A 24,730-nucleotide genomic window follows, 5' to 3' on the forward strand; every position below is an offset into this window, starting at 1 on the left:
AGGCGACACCGCGCCAGCGCGTTCCGCCGATATTTGCTTGACGCGCAGACCTATTCGTCGCCAATGCGCGGCATGACTGACGCCAGCATGACTGCCGAAAATTCGCCCCCGAACACGCCCAGCCCGACCCCGGCACCCGTTTCCGCAAAGGAAGAGGCAGTCGACACGCTCCGCTTTTTGGGCCTGCTCGCGATCGCGGTGCTCATATTCCGCAGCTTTTTCCTGTCGCCGTTCAATATTCCATCGGAATCGATGCAGCCACGCTTGCTGATCGGCGACTATCTGCTCGTCAACAAGATGGCCTATGGCTACACGAAGCACAGCCTGCCGTTCAGCGTCCCGCTGATCCCCGGACGCCTGTTCGGCCGCACACCCGAGCGCGGCGACGTCGTGGTTTTCAAGGCGCCGCCGCTCGCCAAGGATGACTGGATCAAGCGCGTCATCGGGGTTCCCGGCGACACGGTACAGCTGCGCGACGGCATCGTCTGGCTCAACGGCGAGCCGCTCAAACGCGAGCCGATGGCCGATTTCGTCATTCCGGTCACGCCGAACATGGTCGAAGCATCGCGCGCGCAAGGCACGCTTGTCTGTTATTCGACGGAATTCGAAGAAATCGGCCCGGATGGCCAACGTCAGTGCCGCTATAAGCAGTTCCGCGAAACGCTGCCCGACGGGCGCAGCTATGCTATTCTCGACATTGCCGACCTGCCCGTCGACAACACGCCGCCCTATACGGTTCCGGACGGCAGCGTGTTCCTGATGGGCGACAACCGCGACCGCAGCGCCGACAGCCGCGTTCCGCTGTACGAAGGCGGGCTGGGCGGTGCGGTGCCCGAGGAAAATCTCGTCGGCCACGCGCTTGTCAGCATGTTCTCGACCGACGGATCGGCGAGCTGGTTCAACCCCATCAGTTGGCTCACCGCCGCCCGCTGGAAACGCATCGGGGAAAGCTTTTGAGCGATGCGCTCGACACCGGGGCGCTCGCCGGGATCATCGGCTGCGAACCGGGCGACCTCGCGCTCTATGACCTTGCGCTGACGCACGGAAGCACGGGGCGCGCCGATTACCAACGGCTCGAATTCCTTGGCGACCGCGTGCTCGGCCTCGTGATCGCGTCCGAGCTTTACGCGCGTTTTCCCAAGGCGAGCGAGGGCGAATTGTCGTCGCGGCTCCACGTCCTTGCGTCGGGTGCGACCTGCGCCGCAATCGCGCACGCGCTCGATCTTTCCGCACTGATCCGCTTTGGCGCGCAAGCGCGCAACGACGGGGGGCGCCATAGCGACAATATCGCGGCCGACGCGATCGAGGCGCTGATCGGCGCGATCTGGCTCGACAAGGGCGAAGAGGCTGCGCGCCGCTTCATCCTCACCCATTGGGGCGATCGCATCGAAGGGCAACTCGCCGCGCCCAAACATCCAAAGGCGGCGCTCCAGGAATGGGCGCTCGCGCGCAAGCGACGCCCGCCCGAATATCGTCTTGTCCGTCGCGAAGGCCCCGACCATGCGCCGCGTTTCCTTGTCGCCGTGTCGGTCGGCAAACTTGCCGAGGCCGAGGGCGAAGGCGCGTCGAAGCAGGCCGCCGAAAAGGCGGCGGCGGCGGCGCTGCTCGACCAATTGATACAGGAAGAAGAAAAATGACCCAGCGTTGCGGTTTCGTCGCCGTCGTCGGCGCGCCCAATGCGGGCAAGTCGACGCTCGTCAACGCGCTCGTCGGCCAGAAGGTCGCGATCGTCAGCCCCAAGGCACAGACGACGCGCACGCGGCTGATGGGCGTCGCGATGGATGGCGACACGCAGATCATCCTGATCGACACCCCCGGCATCTTCGCGCCGAACCGCCGCCTCGACCGCGCGATGGTCGCAGCGGCGTGGGGCAGCCTAGAGGAGGCCGAGGCGATCCTCGTGATGGTCGATGCCGCCGCCAAGCTCACGGGGCGCGTCGAGCGCGTGCTCGAGGGCGTCGCGGGGCGGCCCGAGAAAAAATATCTCGTCCTCAACAAGGTCGACATCGTTAAAAAGGACAAACTCCTCACCATCGCGACCGAGCTCAATTCGCGGCTCGCCTTCGACGAAACCTTCTTCATTGCAGCGAGCAGCGGCGACGGCGTCCCCGAACTCAAGGCGCATCTCGCGGCGCTGATGCCCGAGGGACCCTGGCACTTCCCCGAGGATGAGGTCAGCGACGCCCCCGAACGCATGCTCGCCGCCGAGATCACGCGCGAGCAGCTTTATCGCCAGCTCCACGAGGAGCTGCCTTATCAATCGACCGTCGAAACCGAGCTCTTCAAGACGCGCCCCGACGGCAGCGCCGAAATCCACCAGCAAATCTTTGTCGCGCGCGATACCCAGCGCGCGATCGTGCTTGGCAAAGGCGGTAGCCGGATCAAGGAAATCGGCGCGAAGGCCCGCGCCGAACTCGCCGAGCTGATGGGGCGCAAGGTCCACCTGTTCCTGCACGTCAAGGTCAAGGAAAATTGGGACGAGGACCGCAGCGTCTATCGCGACATGGGGCTTGATTGGGTGGATTAGGAGCAAGCGATGCAACGACCGGTTTCGATCATCTATTTCGAGCGTCTCTTCTGGCTTTCCCTGTTCGTCGGCTTTCTCAGCCCCGTGTTCGCGTGGGACAGGATGATGGCCGATATCGCGCGTGACGCGGCGACGATTCCGCCAAACGTGGCCGTGACCATCGTCGTCGTCATCCTTGTGGCCATGGCGGCTATATCGGTCGCTTTCTGGTACGGAATCGCCCGCAGGGCGAGCAATGTGGTCAAATGGATTTACGTCGTGTGGATGGGCTTTAGCGCGCTTGCAGCGCTGGCTGATCCATTCCATTCTGAAGGGCTCCGCGGCTTCGCCCTTGGTGCATCACTCGTCTCAGCCGCGCTCACGCTCGCCTCGATCATCTGCCTCTTTCGTCCCGACGCTGTCGCGTGGTTTTCGAACAGGGGGGGCGTCGATCCCAAAGTGTTCGACTGATCAGATCCGCCGGCAATCGTCCGGCGGCGTCTGTCCGTCGAAGCGCGCGGCGATCCACGCCAGCGTCTCGCCCGTCGCATTGCCGCGCGCGCTGTCGGTGTGGCCGCCGCCGGGGACTTCGAGCCAGCGCAGCGGCGTCCGGCGCTTGCAAACCGCCTTGGCAAAGCTGCGCGTAACGGCGGGCGCTACGATCGTGTCCTTGCTACCCTGCGCGATCAGCAGCGGCCCCGGCACGCTTGCGGCATCGACGCTGTTCGCGCGCATCGTCGCGGCGAAGGGCTGCAGGCGCGTGACATCTTTTCGCCCCATCGCCTGCCGCACCGCGAGGATACCGAGGATCGTGCCGATCTTCGGCTTGTTGTGCAGCTCTATGCAGTTGTTTTCGGCGAGACGGCGGATAACGCCCTGCGTCGATTTGTTCGTGAAGCCGTCGAGCGAATAGCCGAAATGCTGCGACCAGCTGTGCAGCGTGAAGGCGAGCAGCATCGCGCGCACATTGGCATCGCTCGCCTGTCGCATGTTCGCGGCAAGATCGGTCGGCGGCGCGGCCGCGGCGGTGCCGACAAGCGTCAGGTCGGGCGCATAATGGCGCGCCGAGGCAGCGGTCCACAGCGCGGCGTGGCCGCCCTGCGATTCGCCCCATAGGGCAAAACGGCTGCCCGCCGCGGCGCCCGAAATACTGCGCGCCGCGCGCACCGCGTCGAGCACCGAATAGGCGGTGTCCGTCCCGACCAGATACGGATGCGGCATCGCACTGCCGAGCCCCGGATAGTCGGGCGCGACGACGACATAATTTTGCGCGATCATCTCGGCGAGCCCCGGCGTTGCGTCGTAAAAGCCCGGACTGACCGATGGCGCGCACTTTTCGACCACGCCCGACGTACCGTGCGTCCAGGCAACGACCCGGCGCGGTTCGCGCGACATCGCCTCGCGCGGCGCCACGACCATGCCGGTCACCTGCTGGCGCGCTCCTGCGGCGTTGCTCGTCCAGTACCGGATGCGCCATGCCTGCATGCCGGGCGGGGTCTCGACGACCGGATCGGCGGAAACGAGCGCGCCGACCTGTTGGGCCGACGCTGGCGACGAGAGCGTGAGAAACGACGCCACGCAGACAGCAAGCAACGAACGCATAAAGCAAAGCCTCCCGGTTTTGGGGGAGGCTATCATATTCAAACCAAAGCGTCATCCCGGCGAACGCCGGGATGACGTGGTTGGCTATTCCGCCGCGGCCTTCTTCTTCGCAGGTGCCTTTTTCGCGGTCGCCTTCTTGGCAGGCGCCTTCTTCTTCGCCGCGGCCTTCTTCTTGCCCTTCGCCGGCCCCTTCGCCGCACGGGCGTCGATCAGCGCAATTGCTTCTTCCTCGGTGAGCGCGTCGGGCTCGACCGTCTTGGGGAGCGTCGCGTTCGTCGTGCCGTCGGTGACATAAGGGCCGAAGCGTCCCGCCATCAACTTCATCTCGCCGCCGCTCGTCGGATGCGCGCCAAAGGTCTTGAGCGGCTCTGCCTTGGCACGGCCGCGCCCGCCGCCGTTGGCGGCGTCGGCGATGCGCGCGACCGCAGCGTTCATCCCGATCTCGAAAATCTCTGCGGTACCCGTCAGCTTCGCATATTTGCCGTCGTGGAGCAGATAGGGGCCGTAACGCCCCAGTCCAGCCATGATGACATTGCCGCTTTCCGGATGGACACCGACCTCACGCGGAAGGCTCAAAAGCCGCAGCGCATAATCGAGGTCGAAATCCTCGCCCGGAATGTCTTTCGGGATCGACGAGCGTTTGGCCTCCTTGCCGTCGCCAAGCTGGATATAGGGACCAAAGCGCCCACTGCGCCTGGTGACTTCCAGCCCGGTGTCGGGATCGGTGCCGAGCGTTTCGGGGCCATTGTCGGCCTCGCCATTGCCGCCAGGCTGCGCGAATTTGCGCGTGAACTTGCACTCGGGATAGTTGCTGCACGCGATGAACGGCCCGAACTTGCCGCCACGCAGCGCGAGCTTGCCCGTGCCGCAATTGGGGCAGACGCGCGGGTCGCTGCCGTCGCCCTTGTCGGGAAACAGATAGGGGCCGAGGAATTCGTCGAGCGCCGCCGTGATCTCCGACGGCTTCTGCTCCATCACCTCGCCGGTGCGCGGTTTGAAATCGCGCCAGAAACGATCGAGCACCGCCTGCCACTGCGCGCGCCCGCCCGACACATCGTCAAGCTCTTCCTCGAGCCCGGCGGTGAAATCATATTGGACATAGCGTTCGAAGAAACGCTCGAGGAACGCCGTCAGCAGTCGCCCGCTTTCCTCGGGATAAAAGCGGTTCTTTTCGATCCGCACATAGGCACGGTCCTTGAGCACCTGGAGGATCGAGGCATAGGTCGACGGACGCCCGATGCCGAGCTCCTCCATCTTCTTGACGAGGCTCGCCTCCGAATAGCGTGGCGGCGGCTGCGTTTCGTGGCGTTCGACCTCGACGCCAGTCTTCGCGGGCGCGTCGCCCTTGTCCATCGCGGGGAGCAGGCGCGCGTCATCGTCGTCGCTCGCGTCGTCGCGGCCTTCGTCATACAGCGCAAGGAAGCCTGGGAATTTCACGACCTGCCCGGTCGCGCGCAGCATGGTCTTGCCGGTGCCGTCGGTCAGGTCGATGCTCGTCCGCTCGAGCCGCGCGGACGCCATCTGGCTCGCGAGCGCACGCTTCCAGATCAGGTCATAGAGGCGCGCATGATCGCCGCCGCCGACCCTGTCCTTGCCAAAGTCGGTCGGACGGATCGCCTCGTGCGCTTCCTGCGCGTTCTTCGCCTTGGTCTGATACTGGCGCGGCTTGTCGGGAACATAGCCCCCGTCGTAGCGCGTCGCGATCGCCTTTCGTGCGGCGCTGATCGCGCTGCCGTCCATCTGGACGCCATCGGTACGCATATAGGTGATCGCGCCATCCTCATAGAGGTCCTGCGCGACACGCATCGTATGGCTAGCGGAGAAGCCGAGCTTGCGCGCCGCTTCCTGTTGCAAGGTCGACGTCGTGAAGGGTGGCGGCGGGTTGCGCGTCAGCGGCTTGGTCTCGACCGTATCGACGGTGAAATGGCCCGCCTTCACATCGGCTTCGGCGGCGCGCGCATCGGCTTCGCTGCCGATCGTCAGTCGCTCGATCTTGTCGCCGCGCCAGCGCGCGAGCCGCGCCTTGAACGCCGTCCCCGCCATCTCGAACAGCCCGGTGATCGACCAATATTGCTGCGCAACAAAAGCCTCGATCTCGCGCTCGCGCTCGACGATCATGCGCAAGGTCACCGATTGCACGCGGCCCGCCGATTTGGCGCCGGGCAGCTTGCGCCACAACACCGGCGACAATGTGAACCCGACGAGGTAATCGAGCGCGCGGCGCGCGCGATAAGCGTCGATCAGATCGTCGTCGAGCCCGCGCGGGTGCGCCATCGCCTCGGTTACGGCATCCTTGGTGATCGCGTTGAAGGTAACGCGGTCGACAACCTGCGGCAGCGCCTTTTTGCTGCGCAGCAATTCCTGCACATGCCAGCTGATCGCCTCGCCCTCGCGATCGGGGTCGGTCGCGAGGATCAGGCGGTCGGCCTGCTTCGCCGCGTCCTGAATGTCCTTCAGCCGCTTCGCCTTGTCGGGATAGAGCTGCCACTGCATCGCGAACCCGTCGTCGGGGTCGACCGAGCCGTCCTTGGGCGGCAGGTCGCGCACATGACCATAGCTCGCCAGCACCTTGAAATCGCGACCGAGATATTTCTCGATCGTCTTCGCCTTTGCGGGCGATTCGACAATCACCAATTGCATGAAAAAATTTTGTCCTAGCTGTGCCTTACGTACGTACGCGCGAGGGTGGCGCCGCGAGCGGGATCGTCAACCAAAAATTTCCTGCAATGTCGAGACGGGTTGCTCGATGTTCAGGAGCAGCCCCACCGACGCAAGATAACCCCCGACAATACCGACTGCCGCGACAAGGTTCGTCGCCAACAGCCAAGCGAAGCCATATTCGGCCGCCAACGCCGGCGCCGCAAGTTCGACGGCCAGCGGCGCGACCGACATTACGAACATGATCAACCCGACGCCCAGCGCAGCGGGCCAATGGAGCAAGAGCATGTCCCAGCTTCGCTCCATCGCCGCGCGGCGCCCTCCGCCGTCGCGCACGAGCAGAACCGGCGCCAGATACCAGCGTGCAAAAACATACAGGCCGGGCAAGACCAGCAAGATCAACCCCAGCAGAACGCCGAGCCCGATCAACAGCGACTGCAAATAAACGCTCAGCGAATTGGCGACCGGCACCGCAGCTGCAATCCCCTCGCGCGCCAATGCTTCGCGGGTGATCCAGACCTGAATGACGGTTATAACGATGCCATAGACAACCAGCACCCAGCTTCCGGCGCTGTTCATCCGCGCGGCGGCGACGTCCAACGCAATTCCTGCCGTCGCGGTGGCCAGCCAGGCGACCGAAGCGGTTGTCGGCATATTGATCGCCATTTCCCAGGCCCGCCGCAATGTAGGAACGAGCAAACTCGCGTCATATTGCATTTACATTCAAGCCCCTACGCCGCGTGACTGGCGATGGTGGCCGCATCGGCGCGATTTCGTCAAGCCGGATTTGCCACCACTCTGCCAATCGCAACAAGGCGCAGCGATGGCGGGTGCCGCACGGTCACGTTCAGCGGCGTCGTAGGCACCCGCAAATCGGGATCAACGCAGCGCGCCGAGCCGCCCGATCAACAACGCATTGGCAAGGCTGGCCGCCTTCGCCGCACCTTCCTCATAATTCCCCGGCTTGGCGGCGAACTCGAATTTGCGCGTCTTGCCAAAGCGCGGCAGGCCGATGCCCGCTGCCGCGGCGAAACCGCCCGCGACATTGGCGGCGGACTGCACTGTCTTTTCGGTTCCCGTCGATGCGTCGCTTTTCTCGATGAAATCGCCCTCGACGCCGACCGGCGCCTTGACGGTAATCACTGATTGCTTGCCGGTCGGCGCGATTAGCGTCATGCGCGAAAAGTCGGGCGCGACCGACAGCCCGCTGTTGACGTTGATGCCGCCGCCAAAGCTGAAGAAGCCGGGCCGCTTCTGTTCGGAAAAGTCGATCAGATAGACGACGTCGATCACCCCGACCCCCGCCTGCCGCGCATAGTTGGAAAGCGCCATGCTCGCTTGCCCGGCCGACATATTGAGGCCCATGCTGCTCATCCCCGAACCGGTAAAATCGCCGGGAATCATCAACAGCGACGGCAGCGCACTCGGTTTGAAATAGGTCGCCTTGCCCTTGCTTCCCTTTTCGAGCGCGATGTTGATATCGAGCGGCACCTTTTGCGACTTGGCCTTGGCCATCGCCGGGTGGCCGAACAGGTCGGCGGCGGGCTGGACGCTGTACCCCTGGGCGGAAAGCTGCGACACGAAATCGGCGTAAGCCGCATCGGTGATCGCCTGCATCATTTCGGGGGTGACGCCGACGAGTTCGCTCTGCGCCTTGGTCGTCCCGCCGAACGCGCCCATCAGGCCGCCGGTCTTCTTGGTCTGGTCGATCGATTCAAAAATAAAGCCGACGTTGAAGGCGCCAACCGCGACGGTCGTCACGCCCTTGGCGGCGGAAGCTCCGCTGATCTTGACGGGGTCCTTGTCGGCTGCGGTGGCGGTGACGGGACAGGCCAGCATCGCCAGCGCGGCGACTACGGGCAGCAAAATTTTCATGGGATCGTCCTCCGACGCCCGGCCAATCAGCGGCGCGGGCGTTCTCAAGACGCGACCCGGCCCCTGCATCGGCCAGATGCAGGGGCAAGTCAATGACCCAAAGTCAGGCGTTTAGCCTTGCTGCCACTTGAAATCGGCCGGCAGGACGCACTTGCCCGCGTCATATCTTCCGACGCTGCGGATCACCTCATGCTCGTCGGGCTCGATCCGACGGCCGCTGATCTGGCTGTCGATGACGCGCCGGACGAGCGCGTCGAGCCGCGTCACCAGATAGCAGTCGACCGCCGGCGGCGCGTGCGGATTACCGACGCCGCTGTCGTCGGTCAGGAACAGGTAACGCGACTGCGTCGCCGCCGCCATCGCGCGCATTGCATATTCGGCCTTGTCGGCAACCCCCGACGCTGCAACCGGCGTAATATGGATGCGCTTGGCGCGCGCGACCTCGGCCGCCGCCCAGGTGCGACCGAACTTGTCGTCATGCGGCGGCGCATCGGCGACGAGCAGCAGCGATTTGACCGCATCGGGACGCCAATCCTGTCCGACCGCGCGGATCAACGCCTGGTCCATCGCCTCGGGATAATCGCCGCCCCCGGTCGCATGTTGGCGCGCCAGCGTGCCCTGCACCTTGCCGACGTCGTGGTCGAAACCGACCGTACGCGTGACATATTCGTCGCCCGCATCGCGATAGAAGACAAAGCCGGTGCGGATGTCGAGGTTACGGTGCTTCTCGCTGATCGCCGCGATGATCGCGCGCAACTCGGCCTGCAGGTAGCGGATTTCGTCGCCCATGCTGCCGGTGGTGTCGATGACGAGCATCAGGTCAAGCTTCGTCGCCTTGGTCGCCATCTGGTTCGCGGTCAGCCCGATGCTCTGTCCGCCCGGCGCATCGGCGACGAGCACGGGGCGCGCGTCGGCGATCTGCCGCCCTGCCTTGCGCGCCGAAACAGTGATCCGCTCGCTCAGCCGGTCGAGGCCGGGAAAGAAAACCGCGCTGCCATCCGCCTGCGTCGCCATCGTGATGCTGTTGCCGTCGCTGCACGTCACCACGACGTCGGCAAAGGGGATCGGCTGGCCGTTGCGGTCGTTCACCTTCACCGTCACGACGCGCATCGTATCGACGCGCGGCAGGACGCGAATATCCTGCCCAAGATCGCTGCGCCCCACATAGGCGGCGTAGAGTTCGGGGTTGAGCAGATCGTCATGCTCGCCCGCGGTCAATATGCCCGATTGCGGCTGCGGTCGCGGATAGGGGCGCCGATGTGGCGGCATGCTGCTCGCGGCCCTTTCGCTCGCATCGCGCGCCGAGGTCCGCGGTGGCTCCGCAGCTTCGCCGATGCGCGATCCGGTCGCCACGACCGAACCCGTATCCGCGGCGCTCTCCATCACCGGCATGGGCGGCGGCGCGGGTGGCGGCGGGGGTGGCGGCGGCGGAGACATGAGCGGCGCGGCGCGGTCGTCGCGGATCTTCTTGCGCGGGGTCGGGCGGTCGGACGCGTAGGGTCGCTGCTGCTCGGCCTCGGGATCGAGCTGCGGCAGCGGTCCCGCGTTGCGGCAATAGGGCTGCGCGGGTTTCGACGTTGCGGCGGCGGCTGTCAGCGCCGGTAGCGGCGCCGATCCCGTCGCCAGAAGCGCGAATATCGTCGTCGCGGTCAGGAATCTCGCTCGCATCATCAGCCTCCCCGAATGTGATACAGTATCACAAACCTGTTCCCGGCGCCGTGAACGCGCGCTGAACCGATTGGGAGGTTGCCGTCAGGCCAGCGACACGCGCGCCCCCGCGTGGCGCGTGACCCGCCCCGCCAGCTCGAGTTCGAGCAGCACCAGCTGGACGTCGGCGGCCGCCCTCCCCGACTGGCGCACAAGCTCATCGACGGCGACCGGCGTTGGCCCGAGCAATTGCGCCACCGCATCGCGGTCGCCGACATTGCCGTCATGCGCCGGTGCGACCGCCACGAACGGCCGTGCGGGCTCGCGCACCATGCGCGCGTCGATCGGCCCCAGCGCCTCGAGCACATCGTCGACCGTCTGGACGAGCGTCGCGCCTTCGCGGATCAGCAGATTGCACCCCTGCGCGCGCGGGTCGAGCGGCGAGCCGGGAACCGCCATCACCTCGCGCCCGTAGTCGCCCGCGCGTCGCGCGGTGATGAGCGAACCCGATTTCGGCGCCGCCTCGATCACGAGCGTTCCGTGCGCAACGCCAGCGATGATGCGGTTGCGCGCCGGGAAGTGGCGCGCCAGCGGTTCGGTTCCCGGCGGCTGTTCGGCAATGAGCAACTGGTCGCAGGCGATCTTTTCCTGCAGCTCGGCATTTTCGGGCGGAAAGGCGATGTCGAGCCCGCTCGCGATCACCGCTGCGGTCGCTCCGCCGAGCGCGCCGACATGCGCCGCCGTATCGACGCCGCGCGCAAGCCCGCTCACCACCGTGACGTCGCGTGCCGCAAGCTCGCTCGCGATCTGGCGCGCGAACCGGCATGCGATCGCCGATGCGTTGCGCGCGCCGACGATCGCCAGGCACGGTCGGCGCAGCATATCGGTGCGGCCGCGGACAATCAGCACCGGCGGCGGCCCCTCGACCTCGCGCAGCAGCGGCGGATAGTCGTCTTCGTCACTGAAGACATGCCGCGCGCCAAGTTCGGCAGCGCGCGCATATTCACGCTCGGCAAGCTCGGCGGGGGCGATGCGCGCCTTGCCGGCACCGCCGCGCAGCACGAGGTCGGGGAGCGCGGCCAGCGCGGCCTCGCCCGACCCGAAACGCTGCATCAACTGGTGCCAGCTTACCGGGCCGACATGCGGCGTGCGGATCAGGCGCAGCCGCGCCAGCCGCTCGGCTGGCGTCACGCGGCGCCGTCCTTCTTCGCGCCGACGCGCGGTTCGGTCCCCGCACGCAGCCGCGCGATATTCTCGCGGTGCCGCCAGAGCAGGATGACCGCGAGCCCCGCCAGGCCGACAGCATAGGTGGAATAGCCCAGCAGCAGCGCTGCAACCGGCGCCGCAATCGCGCCCATCATCCCGCCCAGCGACGAGATACGCAGCAGCAGCACCGTCAAAAGCCACACCGCCGCGGCAACCAGCCCGATGGGCCAGGCGAGCGCGAGAGCAAGGCCGATCAGCGTAGCGACCCCCTTGCCGCCCCTGAAACGCAGCCAGACGGGATAGCAATGGCCGATCATCGCCGCCGCGCCCGCGATCATCGCGCCATGCTCGCCAAGCTCGGGTGCGAACTGGCGCGCAAGCAGCACCGCGACCGCGCCCTTCGCACCGTCGAGAATCAGCGTCGCTGCCGCCAGCCCCTTGCGCCCGGTACGCAACACATTGGTCGCTCCGATATTGCCCGACCCGATCTGGCGCAGGTCGCCGGCGCCGAAGGCACGCGTCAATATCACCCCGAACGGGATCGAACCGAGCAAATAGCCTGCGACGATCAATAGATAGGCGGTCATGGCACTCCCGGCTCCCTCGGCTTCCTTTTGGCGGCGTTGGACAAATCAATCAACGGCTTCGGCGATCGTTGATTGCCGAAATGGACATAGCTTGTTCGCCATCAAGGATGTTGGACAATTGAGCCCTGCATTGCTCCCTGCTAGGCGACGACCATGCAGCCGCCCGCTCCTGACGCCCCGATCCTTTTCTTCGACAGCGGCCTCGGCGGCCTGACCGTGCTCGGTCCGACGCGCGCGCTGCTGCCCCGTGCGCCTGTCGTCTACGCCGCCGACTATGCCGGGCTTCCCTATGGCGAGAAGAGCGAGGCCGAACTCGCCGCGCGCGTTCCCGCGCTGCTCGGCCGCCTCGTCGAGCGTTACCAGCCGCGCATCGTTGTCATCGCCTGCAACACCGCCTCGACAATTGCGCTCGCGCATGTCCGCGCCGCGCTCGACGTTCCGATCGTCGGCACCGTCCCCGCGATCAAGCCCGCCGCCTTGCTCACCCAAAGCGGCGTTATCGGCGTGCTGGGCACCGTCGCGACCGTGCGCCAGCCCTATGTCGACGATTTGAGCGCGCGCTTCGCCGCCGACAAGACGGTGCTGCGCCACGGCAGCCCCGGCCTCGTCACCGCAGCCGAGGCGAAGTTGCGCGGCGAGCCGGTCGACCCCGCTGTCATCGCGCGCGCAATTTCGGGCCTTCGTGACCAGCCGCGCGGCGGCGCACTCGACGTGATCGTCCTCGCCTGCACGCATTTCCCGCTGCTTGCCGACGAGTTACAGGCCGCCGCCGGTCCGGACGTGCGGTTTATCGACGGAGCCGACGGGATCGCGCGTCGCATCGCGCATCTGACCGAAGGACAGGATTGGCCGGCGGAGGCGCCATCGGGGCTGGGCGTCTTCACCGCCAGCCCCGAACGCCCCCCCCCTCCGCTCACCGCGCTCCTTCCGTTTGGAATCGACCGGATCGAGACGATTTGATCGTCTTTCGAGTGGGATTCGGCAGAAATTGCGAATCGTTCGCACTGGCCTTCGCGGCGCTCTGCCGTTATTGCGGCACGGAATAAAGCCGCCTGCGGGTGCGGCCGATACGCTTGAATGAGCACCTGACTGCGGGGCTGACACGTGAACTACGACGATATTTTCGCACGCGCCATCGACCGGCTGCACGAGGAAGGCCGCTACCGCGTCTTCATCGATATCCTGCGCAACAAGGGCGCCTATCCCAATGCGCGCTGCTTTGCGGGCCACAACGGGCCGAAGCCGATCACCGTCTGGTGCTCGAACGATTATCTCGCAATGGGCCAGCATCCGAAGGTCGTCGCCGCGATGGAAGAGGCGCTGCACGACGTCGGCGCGGGTTCGGGCGGTACGCGCAATATCGGCGGCAACACGCATTATCACATCGACCTCGAGCATGAGCTGGCCGACCTTCACGGCAAGGAAGGCGCGCTGCTCTTCACCTCGGGCTATATCTCGAACGAGGCGACGCTCGGCACGCTCGGCAAGCTGCTGCCGAACTGCATCATCTATTCGGACGAGCTCAACCATGCATCGATGATTGCGGGTATTCGCAATTCGGGCTGCGAAAAGCGCGTGTGGCGTCACAATGACCTCGATCATCTCGAAGAGATGCTCGCCGCCGACGATCCCGAAGCAGCAAAGGTCATCGCGTTCGAAAGCGTCTATTCGATGGACGGCGACGTCGCGCCGATCCACGCGATCTGCGACCTTGCCGACAAGTATAACGCGCTCACCTATTGCGACGAGGTCCATGCGGTCGGCATGTACGGCCCGCGCGGCGGCGGTATCACCGACCGCGACGAGGCGGCGCACCGCGTGACGATCATCGAAGGCACGCTTGGCAAGGCGTTCGGCGTGATGGGCGGCTATATCGCTGCCGAGAAGAATATCATCGACGTGATCCGCTCTTATGCGCCGGGCTTCATCTTCACGACCAGCCTGTCGCCGGTGCTCGTCGCGGGCGTGCTCGCGAGCGTACGCCATCTGAAAGAGTCGAGCGCCGAGCGCGACGCGCAACAGGCGGCCGCGGCCTTCCTCAAACAGAGCTTCCGCGACGCGGGCCTGCCGGTCATGGACTCGACGACGCACATCGTCCCGCTGATGGTCGGCGATCCGGTGCGCGCCAAGAAGATCAGCGACATATTGCTCGCCGAATATGGCGTTTATGTGCAGCCGATCAATTTCCCGACCGTGCCGCGCGGCACCGAACGCCTGCGCTTCACGCCGGGTCCGGCGCATAACGAAGCGATGATGCGCGACCTCACGGCAGCGCTTGTCGAAATCTGGGACCGGCTCGAAATTCGGCTGCTCAAGGCGGCATAACAAATAACATAATCGGACCGGGGAAACCGGCCACATCTTCGGGGATCGCATCGAACCATCGGCTGCGGTCGCCCTTGATGGCTGTCCGCAATGCAGGAGACGGCCATGACGATGATCCATTCGCTGCGTTGGCAATTCGACGACCCCGTCCACCAGAAACATGTTGCCGAGCGGCTGATTGCCCTGAAAGCCGCGCTGCGCGCCGAAGTGACCGACACGACCGCGCCGCACAGCCTGCGCCTTGCGACCTGGAATATCATGCATTTCGGCAATGGCGGCGGCTATCGCCGACGGCCGGAATCGATGCTCTATATCGCTGAGATCATCGATCATTTCGACCTCGTCGCGATCCAGGAGGTCAACCGCGATTTGACGGCGCTCGAAACGCTGCTCGAAAAGCATCTCGGGTCGGACTGGGACTATCTGGTCACCGACGCTGCCGGCGGGCATGGCGAGCGCACTGATGCCGGAAACAACGAACGCCTCGCCTTCCTCTATCGCCGCTCGAAGGTCGTGTTCTGCAAGGAAACCGGCGAAATCGTGCTTCCGGAGGGGCAGGAGATCGCGGCGCCCGGCGCCGATGGCGCCACGCGCAAGGTGCAGTTCGCGCGAACCCCCTTTTCGGTCGCCTTCCGGTCGAGCTGGTTCAAGTTCAAGCTCTGTACCGTCCATATTCACTATGGTGACGACAAGAACCCGCCAGACCTGAAACACCGCCGCGACGAAATCGCCAAGATCGCGGGCTTCCTGTCGGATCGCCAGGTTGCCGAGATGAAGGCCGCGGTCAAGCGCGCCAAGGAGGATGGCTGGGCCGAGCCGCAGGACGCCGCGCGCGACTATAGCTATATATTGCTCGGCGACTTCAATATCGTCTCGCCCACGCACGAAACGATGCAGGCGCTGAGCGACGCGGGGTTCGAAATTCCGACCAAGCTCCACACCACAAACCTCGGCAACAGTCATCATTATGACCAGATCGCGTTCAAGTCCGCGCATCCGGGGTTTCAGGTGATCCGGTCGGGCGTGTTCGACATGCTGGCGCACGTCTATCGCGACGCCGACGCCGGTCATTATGTCGACCATGTGAAGCCCGAACGATTCAAGCTCGACAGCAAGAAGCGCCCGCGCACCCGGGATCAGCAGATCAACTATTTCAAGGCGACATTCCGGCGAAACCAGATGTCCGACCATAAGCTGCTGTGGTGCGAGATACGCACCGACTTTTCGGAGGATTATCTGACCGACATTGCTGCGGGCTAGCTCCGCGCCAGGCCGCAGCGCAGCGCATATCCGCGATAGAGGCTGCGGCAATAACCCGCGCCGCCCGTTTCCTTTGCCAGACCCGCCATCAACGGGCCGAGGTCGGCGCGCGGGGCGACGTGGAACTGCGCAAGCCAGCCGAACAGCGCCCGCCTCCACAGTGGCGGCAAGCCCTCCTGCTGACCGAAGTCGACGACCTCGAGCCGCCCGCCCGGCGCGACATGCCGCGCGGCCGCGACTAGCGCGCCCTGCCAGTCGGGAATCATCGAAAGCGCATAGCTGATGAATATGCGATCGAATGTCGACCGACCGAACAATTCGGCGGCGGCGAAGTCGCAGGCGTCGGCAGCGACGACGACCACACGGTCCGATAGCCCGGCCTTTCGGATCGCTGCGCGCGCGGTTTCGAGCATCGCTTCGGAGATGTCGACGCCGAAAAATCGCGCGTCAGGCCATGCCTTCGCTGCTGCCACGAGATTGCGCCCTGTCCCGCACCCTATTTCGAGGACCGCTCCCCCCGGCGGCGGCGCCAGATCAGCGATCAGCCCGTCGCGTCCGAGCAGATAATATTTGCGGCTGATGTCATAGACATGCCGCTGCGTCCGATAGACGCGGTCCATCAGCTCGCCATGCCCCCCCGCCACGATCAATCCGCCTTGAGAGTATAAAGGTGGACGCCGCCATAAATGGCCGAGCGATCGCGGCGCGTGTAGTCCCGCGATTCTTCGGCGCGATACTCCCAGCGATCGAGCAGCGCATCGGGCAGGCGGCCCGGAAGCAGGCTAGGCTCGGCGGCTGTACGGAACAGGACGCGGGCGCCGGCCCGCGCCGTCCGCGTCACTTCGGCCCACAGCGCCGCGAGCTGGGCGTCGCTCATCCAGTCCTGCGCGTCGAGAAAGACATAGCGGTCGAAACTCGCCGCATCCGATGCCGCCAGCATGTCGGTCATATTGGCGTGGAGCATCGTGACGCGCTCGGCGCGCGCCTTTACGGCCGCGTAATTCACCTCTTGCAGATAAGGGGGCAGCGGTGCGGCGACGCCCTTGCCATAGCCGCGCCCGAACGCCTGCCACGCGAAATAATTGTCGTCGAGCGGGAAGTCGCACGCCAGCTTTTCGAGCCGCGCGCGCAACACATCGGCCATCGGCTTGCCGTCCGCCAACGCGTCATATTGCGCCGGAGGGATGCCGAGCCCAAAGAGCGACGAGCGTTGGTCGGTGATCCAGCGGATCAGCTTGCGGTCGAAGAAGGGTGCGAACTTCGAGTCAAAAATTGCGCGCTGTTCCTCGACCGTTTTCGCGGCGAGGAATTCGCCCAGATCGATCCGGTGCAGGCGCGCGACCAGATGGGCCAGACCGATAAAGCCGCCGAGCAGGCCCCGCTTGTAAAGGCCGCGCGCGAAGCCGTTGATGCGTCGCCGCCCGACAAGGTCGCGTCCTTCCCAATAGCGCCGACTCGTCTCGTCGAGGTGCGGCGCGACGAATGTGCGGTAGTCGGCGATATTCGCCGCATCGTCGGCGTCGGCAAAAAAGCGGCGGAAATGCGCGTAATCGGGCAGGTGCAGGATCGCGACGCGTTTCAGATTGTTCAGCGCGACATGCGCGGTGTTGAGGTCAACCGCGACAATCTCGGCCGGATCGTCGGTCAGATAGGAAAAGACGTTGCAACCGCCGCTCGCAATCGTCGCGACGCGATGCCCCGGCGCGATCGCGAGCGCCTCCATATCGACGACCGGATCTTCCCATATCTGCGCATAGACGAGCCCCTTGAAGGCGAGTGCGAACGCGCGGTCGAGCAGGCGTTGCCTGTGCGCCGCATCCTCGCGGACGACGGCGGCGGCGATCTTGCGATTGGGCAGGCTGGCCATGAACGAAATATCCCGGACAAATGTTTCCGGGGCCGCGCATGCCAGCCTAATTTGCGATTCCCGCGTCGTTTCAGTGACAAAACGGCGACAAAGCCGCCTTTTCGGTCACCGCGCCCGAAAGCTCAATCGCGGCAATAACCTTCGCCCGTCTTGACGGTCAGACAGTCTTTCTTCCCGGCCAGATGTTTGAGGCCCGTGGCATCGCCATCGGAAGCAGTCAGGCTCAGCGTCTCGCCGCCGCGTTCGAATTCGATGCCGGTTGCGCCGTCGCGGCCTTCATAGGTGCCCTTGGTATCGAGGTCCGATTGCATCTCCAGCGAATAGCGCCCCGGCTCGCTCGGCGTGATCGTGACATACATGCCCTCGACACCCGTCCACTGCCCTGCCCAGTCCGCATATTGGTGCGGTGCAGCCGACGCGTCGGACTCCGCCGCTTCGACCGGCGCCGCATCGGTGTCGTCGGGCGCAGGAGCATCGGCCTTTTCGCAACCTGTCAGCAGCATCGCCGCCGTCGCACCGAACAGTATCGAACGCATTCGCATGGCAACTCTCCTCCGGTTGATACACCGCATCGAACCAGACATTGGCCGAGTATTCAATAGCCTGCCAATATCTCCGCATATTTCTGCGGGTCGACATTGCCCCCCGACAGGGTGACGAGCGTTGCCTTGCCCGGCGCAACCTTGCCCGCGATCACGGCCGCCAATGCTGCTGCGCCGCCAGGTTCGAGCACCAGATGCAGCCGCTCGAAGGCGAGGCGGATTGCGTCGCGCACCTCTTCGCGGGTGACGACGACTCCGCGCACGCCGCGCGCCTGCATCACCGCGAAATTGATCGGATAGGTCACTGGCGTCTGCAGCGCATCGCATTCGGTCGGATAGGCCAGGTCTTCGACCGCCAGGATTTCGCCAGCGGCAAGGCTGCGCGTGACATCGTCCCACCCCTCGGGTTCGACCGCGACGATTTCGGCGTCGGGAAGCGCGAGCGCGAGGCCAGAGGTCAACCCGCCGCCGCCGCAACAGGCGACGACTTTGTCGGGGCCCTCTATCCCTCGTTCCGCAAGCTGCGCGCGCGCCTCGATCCCGGCAGTCCCCTGCCCCTCGATGATCCACGGATCGCCATAGGCGTGCACCAGCGTCCTGCCGCTCTCCGCGATCAGCTTCGCCGCCACCGCGTCGCGCGACTCGGTGACGCGGTCGTACAGCACCACCTCGGCACCCAGCTTGCGCGTCGCGGCGAGCTTCAACGCGGGCGCGTTGCTCGGCATGACGATCGTCGCCTTGATGCCCAGCCGCCGCGCGGCCCAGGCGACGCCCTGCGCGTGGTTGCCGCTCGATACGCCCACGACGCCTGCGGCGCGCTGTTCATCGGTCAGATCGGTCAGTCGATGCCACGCACCGCGGATCTTGAACGCGCCGACCGGCTGCAGACATTCGGCCTTGCACCAGATCGTCTCGCCGTCGACCTCAAGCGGCAGCAGCGGCGTCTGCGGAAGCAACGCAGCGACTTTCTCCGCCGCGCGTTCGATACCTGAAAGGCTCGGCGCACGGTCGGGACGAAGCAGGGGATCGGGGCTTTGCTGTGTCATGGCTTCGTCCTATAGGGCGCGGCATAGAAGACAAGCGGCGACGCGCCGCGACAGGAGATTTTCGATGAGCAAGGTTCTGGTGATCGGCGCGGGCGGCGTCGGCTCGGTTGCGGTTCACAAGATGGCGATGAACGCCGACATCTTTCCCGACATCACGCTGGCCAGCCGCCGCAAGTTCAAATGCGACGCGATCGCCGAGTCGGTGAAGGCGCGAACCGGCGTCACGATCAAGACCGCCGAGGTCGATGCCGACCATATCGACGCGACCGCCGCGCTGATCCGATCGATCGGCGCGACACACGTCGTCAATCTCGCGCTGCCCTATCAGGATCTGACGATCATGGAGGCGTGCCTGTCGACCGGCGCGCACTATCTCGACACCGCCAATTACGAACCGCGCGACGAGGCGAAGTTCGAATATCATTGGCAATGGGACTATCACGACCGCTTCAAGGAGGCGGGACTGATGGCGCTGCTCGGTTCGGGTTTCGACCCCGGCGTCACCAGCGTCTTCACCACCTGGCTCAAAAAGCATCACTTCGAGCGCATCGATACGCTCGACATCCTCGATTGCAACGGCGGCGATCACGGCCAGCATTTCGCGACCAACTTCAACCCCGAGATCAACATCCGCGAAGTCACCGCGGTCGCGCGTCACTGGGAGAATGGCGAGTGGGTCGAAACCCCGCCGATGTCGGTCAAGCAACAGTTCGACTTCGAGGAAGTCGGGCCAAAGAACATGTACCTCATGTATCATGAGGAAATCGAAAGCCTGAAAACGCACCTGCCCGAAATCAAGCGCATCCGCTTCTGGATGACCTTTGGCGACGCCTATATCCAGCACCTCACCGTGCTGCAGAATGTCGGCATGACGCGCATCGACCCCGTGATCTACGAGGGCAAGGAAATCATCCCGCTGCAATTCCTGAAGGCCGTCCTCCCCGAACCGTCGAGCCTCGGCGAGACAACCAAGGGCAAGACCAATATCGGCGTCATCGCGACCGGCCTCGGAAAGGACGGCAAGGAAAAGACGCTCTACCTCTACAACATCTGCGACCATGAGGACGCCTATGCCGAAACGGGCAACCAGGCGGTCAGCTACACCACCGGCGTCCCCGCGATGATCGGCGCGGCGATGATGGTCAGCGGCACCTGGAGCGGCGACGGCGTGTTCAACATGGAGCAGATGGACCCCGATCCCTTCATGGACATGCTGATGAAGCACGGCCTGCCGTGGCAGGTGAAGGAACTCGACGCGCCGCTGGATTTCTGACGATGGAAACCCGTGCCGGCGATCCCGGAGCCTTCGCCCGCTTTGACCTCGCCCGTGTCCCCTCGCCCGCTTTTGTCGTCGATGCGGCGAAGGTGCGCGCGAATCTTTCGGTGCTGCGCGGGATCGGCGATGCGTCGGGCGCGCGCGTGCTCGCGGCTCTCAAGGCCTTTTCGATGTGGTCGCTCGGCCCCACCGTTGCGGGCGTGCTCGACGGCGTCTGCGCGTCGGGGCTTTTCGAAGCGCGTCTCGGCCGCGAAGAATATGGTGGGGAAGTCGCCACCTATTGCGCGGGTTACAAGGCCGAAGATTTGCCGGAAATCGCGCGGCTTTCGGACCATCTGATCTTCAATTCGCCGGGGCAGCTCCAGCGGTTTCGTCCGCTGCTCGACGAGCTTCGCGGCGCGGGCGAGCGCTTTGACGTCGGCCTGCGGATCAACCCGATGCACAGCGAAGGCGAGGTCGCGAAATATGATCCCGCGGCGCCGTGCAGCCGCCTCGGCTTTCCCGTGACCCAGTTGCTTCCCGAGCATCTGGAAGGCGTCGACGGCATCCATATGCACAGCCTGTGCGAACAGGATTTCCCCCCGCTCGCCCGGACCTGGGCGGCGGTCGAGCCCGTGCTGCGCCCCTTTTTCGGTCAGCTCAAATGGATCAATTTCGGCGGCGGTCATCATGTAACGCGCGCCGATTACCAAACAGACGACCTGATTGCCTTTTTGAAGATGATCCGCGTTGCTACGGGCTGCGAGGTGATGATCGAGCCGGGCGAAGCAGTCGCGCTCGACGCGGGGATTCTCGTTGGCGAAATCCTCGACCTCTTCGACAATGGCATGCCGATCGGCATCACCGACATTTCGGCGACCTGCCACATGCCCGACGTGATCGAGGCGCCCTATCGCCCCGCAATGCTCGGCGAAGAAAGCGGCGGCGCGACCGTGCGCCTCGGGGGGCCGTCGTGCCTCGCGGGCGACGTGATCGGTGACTACCGCCTCCCCGGCGGCGCGCGTATCGGCCAGCGCTTCGCCTTTCTCGACCAGGCGCATTATTCGATGGTCAAAACGAACAGCTTCAACGGCGTTCCGCTGCCGTCGATCTGGTTGTGGGACAGCGAAACCGACGAACTGACGCTGATCCGCGAATTCGGGTATGAGGATTTCAAGACGCGGCTTGGGTAACCCCTTTATCGTCATCCCGGCGAAGGCCGGGATCTCGCCGGTGCGTCGCCTGGCGGGGGCGCGATTCCGGCCTTCGCCGGAATGGCATTATTGCGCGGCGGGCACTATCTCCGCCAGCGCTGCGTGTATGTCGCTGACGACGACCGACCCCTCGCCCACCGACGACGCGACCCGCTTGACCGAGCCCTTGCGGACATCGCCCACGGCATAGATGCGCGGCCAGCTCGTCTCGTAACGTGCGGGCATGCGGTCGAGTGACCAGCCCGCGCGCACCAGCTCGATCGGCGCGATATCGGCGCCCGTCTTCACGAAGCCGCGATCGTCGCACACCATTTCCTTCGGCAGCCAGCCGGTGTTCGGGCTCGCGCCAAGGAACAGGAACAGGAAGCCGCAATCGCAATGGCCTTCGTCGCCCGTTTCGCGGCAGCGATAGGTGAGCCCCGCCAGCCGGTCCTCGCCGTGCAGCGCGATGACATCGGTCGTCGGGACAATTTCAATATTGGGATGTTCCTCCAGCCGCTTGACCAGATATTCCGACATCGTCTCGCGCAGCGACCGGCGGCGGAAAATCACATGGACCTTCTTCGCCACGCTCGCGAGATAGATCGCGCCCTGCCCCGCCGAATTGCCCGAACCGACGACGGTGACTTCGGCATTGCCGCACAGCTGCGCCTCCATCGGCGTCGCGCCATAATAGATGCCGCGCCCCTCATAGGCTTCGATGCCTTCGATCGGCAGGCGCTGATATTGCGCGCCGCTCGCGATGACGGCGGCGCGCGACCGCAGTTTGCGCCCGTCGGCGAGCGTCAGGCAATAGGCGTCGCCGTCGCGCTCGATCGCCGCCGCGCGCACCGGCGCAACCAGCCGCGCACCGAATTTCTGCGCCTGCACCGTCGCGCGCCGCGCGAGCTCGTTGCCCGATATGCCGGTCGGGAAGCCGAGGTAATTTTCGATCTTCGACGAGGTTCCCGCCTGACCGCCGGGCGCGAGCGCGTCGATCGCGATGACGTCGAGTCCCTCCGACGCCGCATAGACCGCGGCGGCGAGCCCGCCCGGACCGCTGCCGACAACGACGACATCGGCGGTTGCGCCGTCGGGGAGCAGATCGAGTCCCAGACTCGCCGCAAGCTGCTCGGGGGTCGGCTGGATCAAAACATCGGCAGCGCCAAGAATCACGACCGGCAGCTGCGCCTCGTCGATCCCGCGTTCGGCAAGCAGATGCGCCGCTACCGGCCCTTCGTCGGGGTCGAACCAGCGGTGCGCCACCCCATGCTTTTGCAGCAGGTCGCGCAGTGCATAGACGCTGCGATCCATCGCGGCGCCGATCACGATCGTCACCGCAAAGCCGCGCGTCTTGCTGAATTCGCGCCGCGCCGAGAGCACACGGACAAAAATATCCGAATAATGCGAGTTGCCCGCGATCAGCCGCTGGAAATCTGGATACGCAATCCGCAGGATTTCGCCGTCGGCACCCATCTCGATGCGCGACAGATGGCGCTGTCCGGTCAGCACCGACAGATCGCCGGCGAACTGGCCGCGCTCCATCCAGCCGACGCGAATCGGGCCCTCGTCGGTCGTCGCGAAAATGTCCGTGTGCCCCGACAATGTGACGATGCAGTCGGGCGCCATCGTTCCTTCGGCCAGAATCAGATCGCCCTGACGATGGGATTCGATCGAACCGAACGCGCAAAGCTCGACGAGCTCGCTGTCCGAGAATGTATGATTTACGTCGGCCGGAGCTGTCATGCGTTGCTGTCCCGATTGGCGGTCGCGACCATTTTCGACCGCAGTATCTCGCACGCTTCGATTGGCCTAATTTGACATCGCATGGAACAGAAACCTTCGTTCGGGGTCTTTACAGACAGGACCCCCCGCCATATATGCGCCCTCCGCTGCCCCAGGGGGACTTCCAATAACCGCAAGGCAGCCTTGTCGTTTACCGTTTCATTTTGGGGGTCCCTTGCATTGCACCAGCATCATAGCGCCCACGGGCTGATTCAGGCACTTTCGCCGGTCGAACCTGTTACGCTTGTCCGCCCGCACGCGGCGCGGCGCGCAGCGCGTTTCTTCATCGAGCGTTTTCCCGGCACGACCATGTACGCGGTCAAGGCGAATCCGTCGTCCGACCTCTTGCGCGTGCTGTGGGATTCGGGCGTCACCCATTATGACGTTGCCTCGATCGCCGAGGTTCGGCTGGTCGCCCGCACGCTGCCGCAAGCGACGCTTTGCTTCATGCACCCGGTGAAAGCCGAGGAGGCAATCTCCGAAGCCTATTGGAAGCATGGTGTCCGCACCTTCTCGCTCGACACGATGGAAGAGCTCGAAAAGATCGTCCGCGCCACCGAAGGCGCGCAGGATCTGAACCTGCTCGTCCGCCTGCGCGTCTCGTCCGACCATTCGAAGCTCAGCCTCGCCGCCAAGTTCGGCGCCGAGCCCGAAGACGTCGCCGAACTGCTCATGGCAACGCGGCAGGCCGCCGACGCGCTCGGCATCTGTTTCCATGTCGGCAGCCAGGCGATGACGCCCCACGCCTATGCGCAGGCGATGGAGCGCGTGCGCGCGGCAATCGTCGGCGCATCGGTCACCGTCGACATCGTCGATGTCGGGGGCGGTTTCCCGTCGTCCTATCCCGGCATGGAGCCTCCGCCGCTCGACGCCTATTTCGACACCATCCACCGCAGCTTCGAAAGTCTGCCGATCAGCTATTCGGCCGAGCTGTGGTGCGAGCCCGGCCGCGCGCTGTCGGCCGAATATAGCTCGCTGATCGTCCGCGTCGAAAAGCGCCGCGACAACGAACTTTATATCAACGACGGGGCTTATGGCGCACTGTTTGACGCCGCGCATGTGGGTTGGCGTTTCCCGGTTGCGCTGCAATCTGATGCCGAAAGCGGTGCCGAACTCGTGCCGTTCAGCTTTTACGGCCCCACGTGCGACGATCTCGACCATATGGCCGGGCCCTTCTTCCTGCCCGCCGACATCAAGGCGGGCGATTTTATCGAGATCGGGATGCTCGGCGCCTATGGCTGCGCGATGCGGACCAAGTTCAACGGCTTTGGCGCCGACGAGACGCATGTCGTCAGCGACGAGCCGATGGCGAGCCTTTACACGGGCGAAGTCGAACAGGAACGCCGCAGCGCGACGGTGACCAAGCTGTTCTGACC

Annotated in this window: 22 protein-coding genes; 10 read left to right on the plus strand and 12 right to left on the minus strand. The window is 64.9% G+C overall.

The genetic code is table 11. The features are described 5' to 3' along the window. The first annotated feature begins 87 nt into the window (after positions 1–87). From lepB to JI743_RS02470, 4 genes are read left to right on the plus strand one after another with little or no spacing between them, the layout of a single operon-like run. Positions 88–957 carry a signal peptidase I gene (gene lepB / locus JI743_RS02455; protein WP_236659739.1) on the plus strand — a complete coding sequence of 290 codons (870 nt, stop codon included), beginning with the start codon at positions 88–90 and terminating at the stop codon, positions 955–957. Further along, positions 954–1,637, plus strand: coding sequence for a ribonuclease III (rnc, locus tag JI743_RS02460; protein WP_201925596.1), 684 nt, complete (start codon positions 954–956; stop codon positions 1,635–1,637). The genes lepB and rnc overlap by 4 nt, the downstream gene beginning before the upstream one ends. Then, entirely contained in the window at positions 1,634–2,527 is an 894-nt protein-coding gene (gene era / locus JI743_RS02465; RefSeq protein ID WP_201925598.1) for a GTPase Era, read from the plus strand. The genes rnc and era overlap by 4 nt, the downstream gene beginning before the upstream one ends. A gap of 9 nt (positions 2,528–2,536) precedes the next feature. Beyond that, on the plus strand, positions 2,537–2,977 hold the full coding sequence (locus tag JI743_RS02470) for a hypothetical protein (protein WP_201925600.1): 441 nt from the start codon (positions 2,537–2,539) through the stop codon (positions 2,975–2,977). Here the strand turns inward: JI743_RS02470 and JI743_RS02475 are convergent, their stop codons facing one another. The 7 genes from JI743_RS02475 to plsY all read right to left on the minus strand — a co-directional run bounded on the left by JI743_RS02475 (position 2,978) and on the right by plsY (position 12,081). Next, the gene (locus JI743_RS02475) at positions 2,978–4,084 is read right to left on the minus strand and encodes an alpha/beta fold hydrolase (protein ID WP_201925602.1); all 1,107 of its coding nucleotides are present in this window, start codon (positions 4,082–4,084) and stop codon (positions 2,978–2,980) included. 108 nt (positions 4,085–4,192) lie between these two features. Continuing rightward, the gene (topA, locus tag JI743_RS02480) at positions 4,193–6,748 is read right to left on the minus strand and encodes a type I DNA topoisomerase (protein ID WP_201925604.1); all 2,556 of its coding nucleotides are present in this window, start codon (positions 6,746–6,748) and stop codon (positions 4,193–4,195) included. A 66-nt stretch (positions 6,749–6,814) separates the two neighbouring features. Then, on the minus strand, positions 6,815–7,420 hold the full coding sequence (locus tag JI743_RS02485) for a hypothetical protein (RefSeq protein ID WP_236659661.1): 606 nt from the start codon (positions 7,418–7,420) through the stop codon (positions 6,815–6,817). 225 nt (positions 7,421–7,645) lie between these two features. Next, the gene (locus JI743_RS02490) at positions 7,646–8,641 is read right to left on the minus strand and encodes a hypothetical protein (protein WP_201925609.1); all 996 of its coding nucleotides are present in this window, start codon (positions 8,639–8,641) and stop codon (positions 7,646–7,648) included. Positions 8,642–8,752: 111 nt separating this feature from the next. Further along, positions 8,753–10,309, minus strand: coding sequence for a vWA domain-containing protein (locus tag JI743_RS02495; protein ID WP_236659662.1), 1,557 nt, complete (start codon positions 10,307–10,309; stop codon positions 8,753–8,755). Positions 10,310–10,393: 84 nt separating this feature from the next. Beyond that, on the minus strand, positions 10,394–11,479 hold the full coding sequence (gene dprA / locus JI743_RS02500) for a DNA-processing protein DprA (RefSeq protein ID WP_201925611.1): 1,086 nt from the start codon (positions 11,477–11,479) through the stop codon (positions 10,394–10,396). Further along, a complete protein-coding gene (gene plsY / locus JI743_RS02505) occupies positions 11,476–12,081 on the minus strand; it encodes a glycerol-3-phosphate 1-O-acyltransferase PlsY (protein ID WP_201925613.1) in 606 nt (201 codons plus the stop codon). Before plsY ends, dprA begins: the two co-directional genes overlap by 4 nt. Positions 12,082–12,234: 153 nt before the next feature. Between plsY and murI the strand changes: the two genes are divergently transcribed. The 3 genes from murI to JI743_RS02520 all read left to right on the plus strand — a co-directional run bounded on the left by murI (position 12,235) and on the right by JI743_RS02520 (position 15,666). Continuing rightward, positions 12,235–13,041: a glutamate racemase gene (gene murI, locus JI743_RS02510; RefSeq protein ID WP_201925615.1), complete on the plus strand. Its 807-nt coding sequence runs from the start codon at positions 12,235–12,237 to the stop codon at positions 13,039–13,041. A 144-nt stretch (positions 13,042–13,185) separates the two neighbouring features. Beyond that, on the plus strand, positions 13,186–14,406 hold the full coding sequence (gene hemA / locus JI743_RS02515; protein ID WP_201925617.1) for a 5-aminolevulinate synthase: 1,221 nt from the start codon (positions 13,186–13,188) through the stop codon (positions 14,404–14,406). Between the two features lie 105 nt (positions 14,407–14,511). Continuing rightward, entirely contained in the window at positions 14,512–15,666 is a 1,155-nt protein-coding gene (locus JI743_RS02520) for an endonuclease/exonuclease/phosphatase family protein (protein WP_201925619.1), read from the plus strand. Here JI743_RS02520 and JI743_RS02525 read toward each other — a convergent pair. The 4 genes from JI743_RS02525 to JI743_RS02540 form a co-directional block, all read right to left on the minus strand. Next, complete coding sequence (locus tag JI743_RS02525) at positions 15,663–16,286, minus strand: class I SAM-dependent methyltransferase (protein WP_201927243.1); 624 nt, start codon at positions 16,284–16,286, stop codon at positions 15,663–15,665. The two genes, JI743_RS02520 and JI743_RS02525, sit on opposite strands and share 4 nt — an antisense overlap. Before the next feature lie 26 nt (positions 16,287–16,312). Then, entirely contained in the window at positions 16,313–17,464 is a 1,152-nt protein-coding gene (locus tag JI743_RS02530) for a BtaA family protein (RefSeq protein WP_390881104.1), read from the minus strand. A 191-nt stretch (positions 17,465–17,655) separates the two neighbouring features. Further along, the gene (locus JI743_RS02535) at positions 17,656–18,075 is read right to left on the minus strand and encodes a hypothetical protein (protein WP_201925623.1); all 420 of its coding nucleotides are present in this window, start codon (positions 18,073–18,075) and stop codon (positions 17,656–17,658) included. 53 nt (positions 18,076–18,128) lie between these two features. Then, complete coding sequence (locus tag JI743_RS02540; protein ID WP_201925625.1) at positions 18,129–19,121, minus strand: threonine ammonia-lyase; 993 nt, start codon at positions 19,119–19,121, stop codon at positions 18,129–18,131. A gap of 64 nt (positions 19,122–19,185) precedes the next feature. Between JI743_RS02540 and JI743_RS02545 the strand changes: the two genes are divergently transcribed. Together JI743_RS02545 and JI743_RS02550 are read left to right on the plus strand one after the other, a co-directional pair. Continuing rightward, complete coding sequence (locus JI743_RS02545; RefSeq protein WP_201925627.1) at positions 19,186–20,394, plus strand: saccharopine dehydrogenase family protein; 1,209 nt, start codon at positions 19,186–19,188, stop codon at positions 20,392–20,394. Between the two features lie 2 nt (positions 20,395–20,396). Continuing rightward, complete coding sequence (locus JI743_RS02550) at positions 20,397–21,569, plus strand: carboxynorspermidine decarboxylase (protein WP_201925629.1); 1,173 nt, start codon at positions 20,397–20,399, stop codon at positions 21,567–21,569. An 87-nt stretch (positions 21,570–21,656) separates the two neighbouring features. Here JI743_RS02550 and JI743_RS02555 read toward each other — a convergent pair whose 3' ends face one another. Then, positions 21,657–23,315 (minus strand): FAD-dependent oxidoreductase, encoded by a 1,659-nt coding sequence (locus JI743_RS02555; protein ID WP_201925630.1) that lies wholly within the window; start codon positions 23,313–23,315, stop codon positions 21,657–21,659. Between the two features lie 219 nt (positions 23,316–23,534). Between JI743_RS02555 and JI743_RS02560 the strand changes: the two genes are divergently transcribed. Beyond that, complete coding sequence (locus JI743_RS02560; protein WP_201925632.1) at positions 23,535–24,728, plus strand: type III PLP-dependent enzyme; 1,194 nt, start codon at positions 23,535–23,537, stop codon at positions 24,726–24,728. Positions 24,729–24,730 lie beyond the last annotated feature (2 nt).

The sequence above is a fragment of the Sphingopyxis jiangsuensis genome (assembly GCF_016734905.1).
GTDB classification, from domain to species: domain Bacteria; phylum Pseudomonadota; class Alphaproteobacteria; order Sphingomonadales; family Sphingomonadaceae; genus Sphingopyxis; species Sphingopyxis jiangsuensis.

Excerpts from the sequence above, each read along its gene's own strand:
- lepB (WP_236659739.1), top strand. The coding sequence starts at position 88 with ATGACTGCCGAAAATTCGCCCCCGAACACGCCCAGCCCGACCCCGGCA.
- JI743_RS02535 (WP_201925623.1), bottom strand. The coding sequence starts at position 18,075 with ATGCGAATGCGTTCGATACTGTTCGGTGCGACGGCGGCGATGCTGCTG.
- murI (WP_201925615.1), top strand. The coding sequence starts at position 12,235 with ATGCAGCCGCCCGCTCCTGACGCCCCGATCCTTTTCTTCGACAGCGGC.
- JI743_RS02490 (WP_201925609.1), bottom strand. The coding sequence starts at position 8,641 with ATGAAAATTTTGCTGCCCGTAGTCGCCGCGCTGGCGATGCTGGCCTGT.
- topA (WP_201925604.1), bottom strand. The coding sequence starts at position 6,748 with ATGCAATTGGTGATTGTCGAATCGCCCGCAAAGGCGAAGACGATCGAG.
- JI743_RS02495 (WP_236659662.1), bottom strand. The coding sequence starts at position 10,309 with ATGCGAGCGAGATTCCTGACCGCGACGACGATATTCGCGCTTCTGGCG.
- JI743_RS02550 (WP_201925629.1), top strand. The coding sequence starts at position 20,397 with ATGGAAACCCGTGCCGGCGATCCCGGAGCCTTCGCCCGCTTTGACCTC.
- JI743_RS02555 (WP_201925630.1), bottom strand. The coding sequence starts at position 23,315 with ATGACAGCTCCGGCCGACGTAAATCATACATTCTCGGACAGCGAGCTC.
- JI743_RS02520 (WP_201925619.1), top strand. The coding sequence starts at position 14,512 with ATGACGATGATCCATTCGCTGCGTTGGCAATTCGACGACCCCGTCCAC.
- JI743_RS02470 (WP_201925600.1), top strand. The coding sequence starts at position 2,537 with ATGCAACGACCGGTTTCGATCATCTATTTCGAGCGTCTCTTCTGGCTT.
- JI743_RS02525 (WP_201927243.1), bottom strand. The coding sequence starts at position 16,286 with ATGGACCGCGTCTATCGGACGCAGCGGCATGTCTATGACATCAGCCGC.
- JI743_RS02540 (WP_201925625.1), bottom strand. The coding sequence starts at position 19,121 with ATGACACAGCAAAGCCCCGATCCCCTGCTTCGTCCCGACCGTGCGCCG.
- JI743_RS02485 (WP_236659661.1), bottom strand. The coding sequence starts at position 7,420 with ATGCCGACAACCGCTTCGGTCGCCTGGCTGGCCACCGCGACGGCAGGA.
- era (WP_201925598.1), top strand. The coding sequence starts at position 1,634 with ATGACCCAGCGTTGCGGTTTCGTCGCCGTCGTCGGCGCGCCCAATGCG.
- plsY (WP_201925613.1), bottom strand. The coding sequence starts at position 12,081 with ATGACCGCCTATCTATTGATCGTCGCAGGCTATTTGCTCGGTTCGATC.
- JI743_RS02545 (WP_201925627.1), top strand. The coding sequence starts at position 19,186 with ATGAGCAAGGTTCTGGTGATCGGCGCGGGCGGCGTCGGCTCGGTTGCG.